The 11,081-nt window shown below is 67.1% G+C and carries 5 protein-coding genes; 3 read left to right on the top strand and 2 right to left on the bottom strand.

The window, feature by feature from the left end; genetic code table 11:
- From WAW17_RS27325 to WAW17_RS27315, 3 genes are all read left to right on the top strand, one after another.
- A partial coding sequence (locus WAW17_RS27325; RefSeq protein WP_422335995.1) for an arabinosyltransferase domain-containing protein occupies positions 1-2,867 on the top strand: 2,867 nt, incomplete at its 5' end.
- 64 nt (positions 2,868-2,931) lie between these two features.
- Positions 2,932-6,249: an arabinosyltransferase domain-containing protein gene (locus WAW17_RS27320; protein WP_422335994.1), complete on the top strand. Its 3,318-nt coding sequence runs from the start codon at positions 2,932-2,934 to the stop codon at positions 6,247-6,249.
- 231 nt (positions 6,250-6,480) lie between these two features.
- On the top strand, positions 6,481-7,452 hold the full coding sequence (locus WAW17_RS27315) for a hypothetical protein (protein ID WP_422335993.1): 972 nt from the start codon (positions 6,481-6,483) through the stop codon (positions 7,450-7,452).
- Between the two features lie 111 nt (positions 7,453-7,563).
- On the opposite strand, the gene WAW17_RS27310 is transcribed toward WAW17_RS27315, so the two are convergent.
- Together WAW17_RS27310 and WAW17_RS27305 are read right to left on the bottom strand one after the other, a co-directional pair.
- Complete coding sequence (locus tag WAW17_RS27310; RefSeq protein WP_422335992.1) at positions 7,564-9,105, bottom strand: acyl-CoA carboxylase subunit beta; 1,542 nt, start codon at positions 9,103-9,105, stop codon at positions 7,564-7,566.
- On the bottom strand, positions 9,105-11,081 hold a 1,977-nt coding region (locus tag WAW17_RS27305; protein WP_422335991.1), incomplete at its 5' end, for a thioesterase domain-containing protein. The genes WAW17_RS27310 and WAW17_RS27305, both read right to left, overlap by 1 nt.

The raw sequence follows: 11,081 nt of genomic DNA, 5'->3' as shown, positions 1-11,081 counted from the left end.
TGCAGGGTTGCGACGCCCTCACCATCACCTCGGATTATCAGAGCACGTCCGCCGAGATCACCGGGACGGCCGAATCGATCACCGGCGCCGTTCCCGGTGACGTCCGCCCGCAGATGGTCGGCCTCTTCACCGATCTGCAGGGCGCGGCCCCGGGCAATCTGGAGGGCACCGCCCTCGCCGACCTCGCCGTGAACGTCGACCTCGACTCCCGCTTCTCGTCCAGTCCCACGCTGCTCAAGCTGCTGGCGATGATCCTCTGCGTGCTCGCGACATTGTCGTCGCTGTACGCACTGCACCGGGTGGACGGCATCGACGGACGCCGCGCCCGGCGTTTCCTGCCCGCACGGTGGTGGAAGTTCACGGCCGTCGACTCCGTCGTGATCGGGACGCTCCTGCTATGGCACGTGATCGGCGCCAACACCTCCGACGACGGCTATCTGCTCGGCATGGCCCGGGTCTCGGAGCATTCCGGCTACATGGCCAACTACTTCCGCTGGTTCGGTGTCCCCGAGGCCCCGTTCGGGTGGTCCTACGAACTGCTCGCCGCGCTCGTCAAGGTGAGCACGGCCAGCATGTGGATGCGGTTGCCCGCCCTGCTCGCCGGTCTGATGTGCTGGATGGTGATCAGCCGGGAAGTCATCCCCCGGCTCGGGGTCGCGGTGCGTCGCAACAGAACCGCCCTGTGGACCGGCGGACTCGTCTTCCTCGCCTTCTGGCTGCCATATGACAACGGTCTGCGTCCCGAACCCGTCATCGCGCTCGGCGCCCTGCTCACCTGGTGTTCCATCGAACGCGCCATCGCCACCGGACGTCTCCTTCCGGCCGCGATCGCGGTGCTCATCGCCGCCTTCTCCCTTGCAGCTGGGCCGTCAGGCCTGATCTGTATCGCCGCACTGGTCGCCGGAGCCCGGCCCATTCTGCACATCGTGATCACCCGGGGTCACCGGGTGGGATTCGCCTCTCAGATACTGCCGGTCCTCGCGGCAGGCACAGTCGTACTTGTCGCCGTCTTCGCAGATCAGACGCTCGCGACGGTCCTCGAATCGACGCGCGTCCGCACCGCCGTCGGCCCCAATGTCGCGTGGTTCGACGAACGCATCCGCTGGGACGCCCTTCTGGGAATCTCACCGGACGGCTCCCTCGCTCGGCGCTTCGGCATCTTCGTGATGCTGCTGTGCCTCGTGGTGTGCGTGATGCTGATCCTCCGCAAGGGGAAGGTGCCCGGCACCGCGATCGGTCCGTCGCGCCGCATCCTCGGCATCGTGTTCGCGTCCCTGCTGCTGATGATGTTCACCCCGACCAAATGGACACACCACTTCGGCGTGTACGCCGGCCTGGCCGGTTCGGTGGCAGTGCTCGCCGCAGTCGGGGTCGGGGCGTCGAGTATCCGCTCCAAACGCAACCGAACCCTCTTCGCGGCCGGAGTCCTGTTCATTCTCGCCGTGGCATTCACCGGTTCCAACGGCTGGTGGTACGTCTCGAGCTACGGCGTCCCCTGGTGGGACAAGCCGCCGATGATCGCCGGCAAGGGCCTTTCCACGCTCTTCCTGGGGCTCACCGTGCTGGCACTCTTGCTCGCCGCCTGGTACCACGTGCGCGAACCGTACGAGAAGGACGCCGGCCGGGGCGGCAAGCGCGCCCGGATGCTCGCCCCTTCACCGCTCACCCTCGCCGCCGGAGCCGTCGTGCTGTTCGAGGTGCTGTCTCTGCTCAAGGGCGCGGTGGCGCAGTATCCCGGCTACTCCATCACCAAGGGAAACATCGAGTCGCTGACCGGCGGCACCTGTGGCCTCGCCGACGAGGTGCTGGTGGAAACCGACCCCACCGCCGCGCTGCTGCCCCTGTCCACCCCCGTCACGGACCCGATGGGTCCGGGGGCATTCGGGGCCACCACCGCCGAGGGCTTCACCGCCAACGGCATCGCCCGCGACCTCACCGCCGACACCGAGAAGATCGCGACCGGAGGAGCCAACACCGTCGACACCGAGACCGGCGAGACGACGTCCGGCACCAGTTCCGGCACGGGCGGCGGCACCGAGGCGTCCGCCGGTGTCAACGGCAGCACCGTCACCCTCCCCTTCGGCCTCGACCCCGCCCGCACCCCCGTGCTCGGCAGCTACCGGACCGGGGAACAGGCGCCGGCCTCGCTCGTCACCGGCTGGTACGGGCTTCCGGAACGGACCGACGACGCCCCGATCCTCACGATCTCGGCGGCCGGACGCATCCGATCGGTCGACGCGGACGGCGTGGTCACCCCCGGTCAGAGTCTCACCGTGGAGTACGGAACGACCGGCGCCGACGGCACGGTCACCACACTCGGCGCCATCGTCCCGATCGACATCGGACCGTCCCCGTCGTGGCGCAACCTGCGGATTCCGCTCGATCAGATCCCCGCCGAGGCCCAGGCCGTCCGGCTCGTCGCCGACGATCCCGGCACCGACCCCGACCAGTGGCTCGCCGTCACCCCGCCCCGCGTTCCGGCGATGGACACGCTGCAGACCGTGGTCGGATCCACCGACCCCGTTCTGCTCGACTGGGCGGTGGGGCTCGCGTTCCCCTGCCAGCGTCCGTTCGACCATCGCCACGGCGTCGCCGAAGTCCCGCAGTGGCGCGTGCTGCCCGACCGCATCGGCGCCGAATCCACCAACGCCTGGCAGGACGGATTCGGTGGTGGCCCGCTGGGCTGGACCGAGCAGTTACTGTCCGCGAGCACCCTGTCCACCTACCTGTCGAACGACTGGGATCGCGACTGGGGATCACTCGAGCGCTACACGCCGCGCGACCCGTCCGCAGAGACCGCACGGGTCGACACAGAACAGGTGACCACGTCCGGCACGTGGTCCCCCGGCCCCGTTCGCTATCGATAGGAAGGTCTTTCCTCCGGCAGGTGCGGGTTCGCCTTCACAGGTTCCTGACATACCATCGTCTACCGTGCCCGACGTCGTGACAGCCTCCATCTCCGAACCAGAAGCCGCAACGCCGCCTGCCCGACAGGACCGGCGGCGTGAGTACCACACCGCTCGTCTGGTCGCGATCGTCACCGGCCTGATCGGCCTGGTGCTGGCAGTGGCCACGCCGTTCATGCCCGTGGAGCAGACCACCGCGGCGGTCAACTGGCCGGAGAACGGCGTCGTCGGCAACCTCGAGGCGCCCCTGATGGCGCAGGTACCCGTCGAACTCGCGGCCACCATCCCCTGCTCGGCCGTGGCCGAACTGCCGGCGGCGGGCGGGATTCTGCTGGCCACCGCACCCGCGCAGGGTGAAGGCGCAGCCCTGAACGCAATGTTCGTGCGGGTGTCGGACAGTTCCGTCGATGTGCTCGACCGCAATGTCACCGTCGCCACGGCACCGCGTGCACAGGTGGAGTCGGCTGCCTGCTCGGAGATCCGCATCGTCTCGGACATCGACAAGACGTCCGCCGAGTTCGTCGGCCTCACCACCGTCGCCGGGGACCCCGTGGCCGGACAGCTCACCGGTGATCTGCGTCCGCAGGTGGTGGGCGTGTTCAGCGACCTGCCCGAGGGCGCAGCCCCCGCCGGACTGTCCTTCACGATGGACGTGGAGTCCCGGTTCTCGTCCAGTCCCACCCTGATCAAGCTCGTCGCCATGATCGTGGCGCTTCTCGCCACGGCCATCTCGCTGGTCGCACTCGGCAGGCTCGACGGCACCGACGGACGTGGGCACCGCAACTTCCTGCCGTCGCATTGGTGGAAGTTCACCGGACTCGACACGGTCGTAGTGGGCACGCTGGTGCTCTGGCACTTCATCGGCGCCAATACCGCCGACGACGGATACCTGCTCACAATGGCACGGGTCTCCGACCACGCCGGGTACATGGCCAACTACTTCCGCTGGTTCGGTGTGCCCGAAGCGCCGTTCGGCTGGTATTACGACGTCCTCGCAGCCATGGCCAAGATTTCGACGGCAAGCCCGTTCATGCGCCTGCCCGCGCTGATCGCCGGCATTCTCTGCTGGATGGTGATCAGCCGCGAGGTGGCGCCACGACTCGGCCGCTCCGTGCGTCGCAACAAGGTCGCGCTGTGGACCGGCGGCCTCGTATTCCTCGCGTTCTGGTTGCCGTACAACAACGGTCTGCGTCCCGAACCGATCGTCGCCCTCGGCGCCCTCCTCACCTGGTGCTCCATCGAACGCGCCATCGCCACCGGACGCCTCCTCCCCGCCGCCACGGCAGTACTCATCGGCGCCTTCACCCTGGCAGCGGCACCCACCGGACTGATGTGTATAGCCGCACTGCTCGCCGGTGCCCGGCCGCTCGTACGCATCGTCGTCAAACGCCACCGCCAGGTGGGTACGCTGCCGTTGCTGGCACCGATCGCGGCCGCCGGAACCGTCGTCCTCGTGGTCGTGTTCTCGGACCAGACCCTCGCCGCCGTACTCGAAGCCACCCGCGTGCGCACCCTCATCGGTCCGAACCTCGAATGGTACAAGGACTTCCTGCGGTACTACTACCTGTTCGTCCCCACCGTCGACGGTTCCGTCGCTCGCCGGTTCGCGTTCCTCACGATGATCCTGTGCCTCTTCACGACGCTGTTCGTGCTGCTGCGGCGTCGTCGCATCCCGGGTGCCGCCACCGGACCGTCGTGGCGCCTGCTCGGCGTCGTGTTCGGAACGATCTTCTTCATGATGTTCAACCCCACCAAGTGGACCCACCACTTCGGGGCATACGCGGGCATCGCAGGATCACTGGCCGCACTCACCGCCGTCGCGGTGTCGGCCTCCGCGCTGCGGTCACGGCGCAACCGCACCGTCTTCCTCGCCGGGCTGCTGCTCATGCTGGCCCTCACCTTCGCCGGGATCAACGGCTACTGGTACGTCTCGAGCTTCGGGGTGCCGTGGTTCGACAAGACGGTCTCGATCGGCGGACGCGAATCCAACACCCTCTTCCTCGTCCTGTTCGGTCTCGCCGTCGCCGTCGCGGCCTGGCAATACATGCGCGAAGGGTTCGCACCGCCACCCGCGCGACCGAACACCGAAAAGGGCAGACGGATCAGAAAATTCGCCGCCGCACCCCTCACCGTCGTCGCCGGCGCCATGGTGCTGTTCGAGGTCCTCTCACTCGCGAAGGGTGCGGTGTCCCAGTACCCCGCGTACTCGCTGGCCCGCTCCAACGTCAGCGCTCTCGGCGGCCAAACCTGCGGCCTCGCCGAGGACGTCCTCGTCGAAGGCGACACCAACGCCGGAAACCTCACGCCCATATCCGATCCGGCTGTACCCCTCGCCAACCCGGCCGACCCGCTGGGCGGGGCCGGCCCCGACGGATTCTCCCCCAACGGCGTTCCGGACGACCTCACGGCCGATTTCGTCGAGGTCAAACAAGGAATGGGCAACACCGACAATCAAAGCGTCGGGCCCAGCTTCGAAACCGGATCCAGCGCCGGAACCAGCGGTGGCACCGGGCGCGTCGGCATCAACGGCAGCAACGCCAAACTGCCCTTCGGACTCGACCCCAGCCGCACGCCCGTCATGGGCAGCTACCAGGAAGGCGTCCAGGAACCGGCCACACTCATCTCCAGCTGGTACGCGCTTCCCGAACGCAGTGACGAAGCCCCACTCATCGTCATGTCGGCGGCCGGACGCATCTGGTCGGTCGACTCCTCCACCGGAACCACCACCTACGGGCAGTCCCTGGTCCTCGAATACGGCAAACGCCAAGCCGACGGCACCGTCGCCGTCCAGGGCACCTACCTGCCCAAGGACATCGGACCGGCCCCGTCGTGGCGCAACCTTCGCGTCCCGATCAATGAACTCTCACCCGACGCCGACGCCGTACGGCTCGTCGCCAACGACCCGAACCTCACCGGCGACCAGTGGCTCGCGTTCACCCCACCACGCGTCCCGAATCTCGAGACCCTCAACTCCACGATCGGCAGCACCCAGCCGGTACTGCTGGACTGGGCTGTCGGGCTTCAGTTCCCGTGCCAGCGGCCGTTCGACCACCGGTACGGGGTGGCCGAGATGCCGAACTACCGCATCCTCCCCGACCGTCCCCTCGCGGTCAGCTCCACCGACACCTGGCAGTCCGCAGAAAACGGCGGCCCCCTCGGCTTCACCGGACTCCTCGCCGGCGCCACCTCCATCCCCACCTACATGCGCGACGACTGGGGACGCGACTGGGGCTCCCTCGAACGCTTCGACCGCTACCACCCCGACGCCACCCCCGCCACCGTAGATACCGGCACCGCCACCCGCTCCGGCATGTGGTCCCCCGGCACCCTGCGGGTGTACTGACCCGCCCCGACGCCCCCTCTCCCCGCCTCCCCGCCCAATGTCACAGTGGTTCAGTCTGATTGAACGAATGTCACATTGGGTGCAGGGCGCAGGGTGGCGGCAGCGCACGGGTAGCGGTGGCGGAGTCCGGCGGCAGGGCGGACTTATCCACAACCAATGGTCTATCCACAGGCCAATTTCCGACCTGGGATGATGCGCGCATCCTCCCCGAGAAGACGGCATGCTCGCGCCATGCGACGTGGAAACTGGGCCGATGATCTCTCCGCTATTGCCGCACTCAGCCGGGACGGTGTGATTCGGGGAGCCACCCTGGAACAACTGGGTGTCGCAAAAGGAACGATCTCGTCCCGGTGCAGCGAAGGCGGTCCGTGGCAGCGGATCCTGCCCGGAGTGATTCTGCTGCACAACGGTCCGCCGACGACTCTGCAACGCAACATCGCGGCGCTCGAGTACGGCGGACCCGACGCAGTGCTGTCGGGTCACGCAGCGCTGGCCACTCTCGGCTATCCGCAGTCGGCGTCGAGAAACGATGTTCTCCTGCTCGTTCCGTCCACCCGGCACCGCCGGGAATGGTCGTACGTGAAGGTCGAACGGACATGGCGGATGCCCGAACCCGTACACAAGGGCCTGTTGCGTCTCGCGCCGCCGGTGCGGAGCCTTCTGGACGCGGCACGGCGTACCGCACAGCCCGACAGCTGTCGCGCGCTGCTCACCAGCGGCATTCAGCGCGGTGACGTGACGGTCGGCGAACTCGTCCACGAACTCGCCGAGGGCAGCGATCGCGGGAGTCGCCTACCTCGTGCGGTACTTCGCGAACTGAGCGAGGACGCGCATTCCGTCGCCGAAGTGCATGCGCAGAAGCTGTACGCCACCAGTGGTCTACCGCAGATGCACCACAACGTGGACCTGCTCGGGGCCACCGGCGAGTGGATTGCCCGACCCGATGGATGGCTCGACGACGTGGCCATGGCATGGGAGATCGACTCGCTGAAGTACCACTTCTCACCGGAGTTACACGAGGCCACGGTGATTCGACGGGCACGCATGCAGAGAGCTGGGATCATCGTGGTCACTCACCTGCCGAAACAGATCCAACACGCGCCGGCGACGGTACTCGCAGACCTCCGGGCAGCGCACGAACTGGCGGCGTCGCGTCCCCGGCCGGCGGTCTTCGTCCACACCGAACGCCGTCGGTCGGCGTGAATCCCGCACACCCCCGCGTCCAATGTCGCATCGGTTCAATCAGACTGCACCGGTGTGACATTGGGCGACACGCGCGGGGCACGACGGGCGGCACGCGCGGGAGGGCGGCGGTTAGATCGGCAGAAGGGGATGCTTACGCGGGTTGCGTGGGGTGTGCTTGTCGCGCAGTAATGTCAGCGCCTTGCGGATCTCGAGACGGGTCTGCGACGGTTCGATGACGGCATCGATGTAGCCACGCTCCGCAGCGATGTAGGGCGTCGCGACGTGCTCGTTGTAGAAGTTGATCAGCTGCGCGCGCACTGCGGGCGCGTTGTCACCGGCCGCTTCGATCTGACGACGGCCGATGATGTTGACGGCACCTTCGGCGCCCATCACCGCGATACGTGCTGTGGGCCAAGCGAAGTTGACGTCGGCGCCGAGCTGCTTGCAGCCCATCACCGCGTAGCCGCCGCCGTACGCTTTGCGCACCACCACGGTCACCTTGGGGACGGTTGCCTCCACGTAGGAGAACAGGAAACGGCCACCACGCTTGATAACGCCGATTTTCTCCTGCTCCACACCGGGAAGGAAGCCGGGCGTATCGACGACGAACACCAGCGGGATCTCGTAGGCGTCACACATGCGGACGAAATGTGCTGCCTTGTCCGAACTGGCTGCGTCGAGTGCGCCCGACAGGTACAGCGGCTGGTTGGCGACCACACCCACCGACCGTCCGTCCACACGGGAGAAGCCGGTGATGACATTGGACGCGACCTGTGCACCGATCTCGTGGAATGTGCCGTCGTCGAAGATGCGCAGCAGGATGTCATGCATGTCGTAGCCGGCGTTGTCGGCGTCGGGCATGAACGCATCGAGCTCGAGGTCCGTCGCGGTGGTCTCCGGCTCCAGACCGGGATTGACGACGGGGGGCTTCTCCTGGCAGCTCGACGGCAGGAAGCTGAGGTACTCCCGCACCCATTGGAACGCGGCTTTCTCGTCCGGCGCCACATGGTTGATGTTGCCGTATTCGGCCTGCTTGCGGGCGCCGCCGAGTTCGTCGAGGCTCACATCCTCACCGGTGACGGATTTGATGACGTCCGGTCCGGTGACGAACATGTACGACTCTTCGGTAGCGACCACGACATCGGTGTTGACCGGCGCGTACACGGCACCACCGGCGCACTTGCCGAGGATCACCGAGATCTGTGGGCACATCCCGGACAGCGGTTCCTGCCGGCGACCCAACTCCGCGTACCAGGCGAGTGACATCACGGCATCCTGCACCCGCGCGCCGGCGGATTCGTTGATACCGACACAGGGGCAACCGATCTTGGCCGCGAACTCCATGATGCCCGCCACCTTGCGGCCGAACATCTCACCGGCTGCTCCGCCGAAGACCGTCTGGTCATGGGAGAACACCGCAACGGGACGGCCGTCGACGGTCCCGTGCCCGGTGACGACACCGTCGCCGTACGGGTTGTTCGGATCGCCGGGCATCTTCGCGAGCTTGCCTACCTCGACGAAACTTCCGGGATCGAGCAGCATGTCGATGCGGTCACGCGGCGACGGGAGGCCTTTTTCGGCGCGCTTGGCAAGGGCCTTCGGAGAACCAGGCTCCTCCGCCTTCTGCAGCTTCTCACGCAGTTCGGCCAGCTTCTCCGCGGTCGTCGTCACTACTGTGCTCCGGTTCCGGTGGCCTCGATGGCCGCCAGCTTCTTGGTGAGGTCGGCTCCGACCTTCGCGATATACGGCTCGTCCACGATCTGCAGATGATCGCCGCCGACGTGAATGATTTCGAGGTTCTTCACGGCGTCACCCCAGCCTCCGTCGGGTTTGCGCGTCTTGAACGCCGGCTCGAGCTGCATTACATCGTCGTGGTAGCGGTCGGCCAGGTACAGCACGACGTCGCCGTCGTATCGTTCGAGTTCGGCCGTCTGGATGGCCCGGTTGTCGAGCCACGACGTGCGCTGGTGCTCGATGATGCCGCCGGGGATCTTGGTTCCGCTGAGTTTGAGGAGTTCGGTGAGGATCTTCACCTGCTCCTCGTCGGTCTTCGCCGCTGCCAGCTTGTCGTAGGGAAGCGGGTAGTCCACGTTGTACGTCTTCTTCGCGAAGGCCGCGTACCGCTGCCAGCGCTTACGGATTTCGTCCGGGGTGTCGGGGATGTTCTCGCCGGCCATGACCGTGTCGACGAGTCCGACGATCCGGACGTCGGCGCCCTCGTCACGGAGCAGTTTCGCCACCGCGTACGCAAGGACACCACCGAGCGACCATCCGTACAGCACGTACGGACCCTGACCCTGGATCTCCTTGATGAGCGGAAGGTACTCTGCGGCGCGCTTCGCGATCGGACCCTCGGTGCGTTCGAACCCGTACATCGGCGTGCCCGCGGGCAGACGCTTGAGCAGCGGCTCGTACACGACGGTGGAGCCGCCGGCCGGGTGGAACACGAAAACCGGTACGACAGTGGAACCTTCGGGACGGGGACGCAGGGTGCGCACCAGACCGTCGATCTTGCCGGAGTCCTCGAGGAATCCGCGCACCACGTTGGCGAGTTCCTCGACGGTCGTGGCGTCGAGAACGTCGTCGAACGTGATCTCACCGCCGGCCCGCTCGGACAGCCGCGCGGCGAGGGCTTCGGCCTTCTCGTCCGTGAGGATCGGCAGCGTGTTGAAGATGCCCTTGGCGGATTCGCCGGTGATCACTGCCCACGTCGCGAACGTCAGACGCTCGGCGGCATCTCGCGGCGGCACATCGGAGCCTGCCGCATCCGCGAACGCCTCCTTGCTGTCCAGCGCGGTGGGCGCGGGAGCAGCGGCCGCCTCCAGAATGGCCTCGGCCTCCGCTTCTACCGACGTGTCCTCGCGATCGAGCGCGGCGGCCAGCGTGTCCTCGCTCGCCTCTGCGGCCTCCGCTGCCGCCTTCTCCGCCTTCTGCTGATCGGCCAGGGCCTGCACCTCTTCGCGGTTCTCGACCGCGTAGCGCAGGTACTTGGCCACCTCCATCAGGTTGGCATCCTTGACGGCCTGCAGTTGCAGCTGCGGGATGTCGAATTCGTACTCGACCCGGTTCTTGATCCGGACGGCCATGAGCGAATCGAGACCGAGCTCGATGAGCGGGATCTCGGCGGGAAGGTCCTCGGGGGCGTAGCCCATGGACTCCGCGACGATCAGCGCAAGACGTTCGTCGAGCGTCTGCGATCCGTGGGGATCCCACTTGTTGCCGATGTCCTCGACGACCTCCGGCAGCTCCTCCACCGAATCGGCGGCTGGAACGGGCACGGCCACAACAGGTTCGGGCAGCGCCTCACCCGAGGCGACGGTGGCGTCGAACAGGAGGGTGAACGACGGCCCCGTCTTGGCGTGCACCTGGAGGGACGCCCCACCGGGGTGCGGAGTGAGCGTGGTCGTGACGGTTCCCTCGGCGGGAACGTCGGCATGCGGGATAGCCGCGGCGAGCGTCACATCCGAAAGCACCTGCGACGCCGCGGCGGTGACCAGAGCGGGCACGTCGGTGACGACGTCGGCCTGCACTTCCCACACGTGCCGGCCGTCGGGAAGCGAGACGTGCGAACCCGGAATGCGGGTGCTGCCGCTCGATGCGACGCGGGTCTCGAGCCAGTACGGCTTGCGGATCCATGAGGTGCGCGG

It is taken from the genome of Rhodococcus sp. (in: high G+C Gram-positive bacteria), assembly GCF_049286785.1.
Lineage (GTDB): Bacteria > Actinomycetota > Actinomycetes > Mycobacteriales > Mycobacteriaceae > Rhodococcus_F.
Note: the sequence above shows the minus strand (reverse complement) of the source record. Positions and strands in the feature narration are given on the sequence as shown.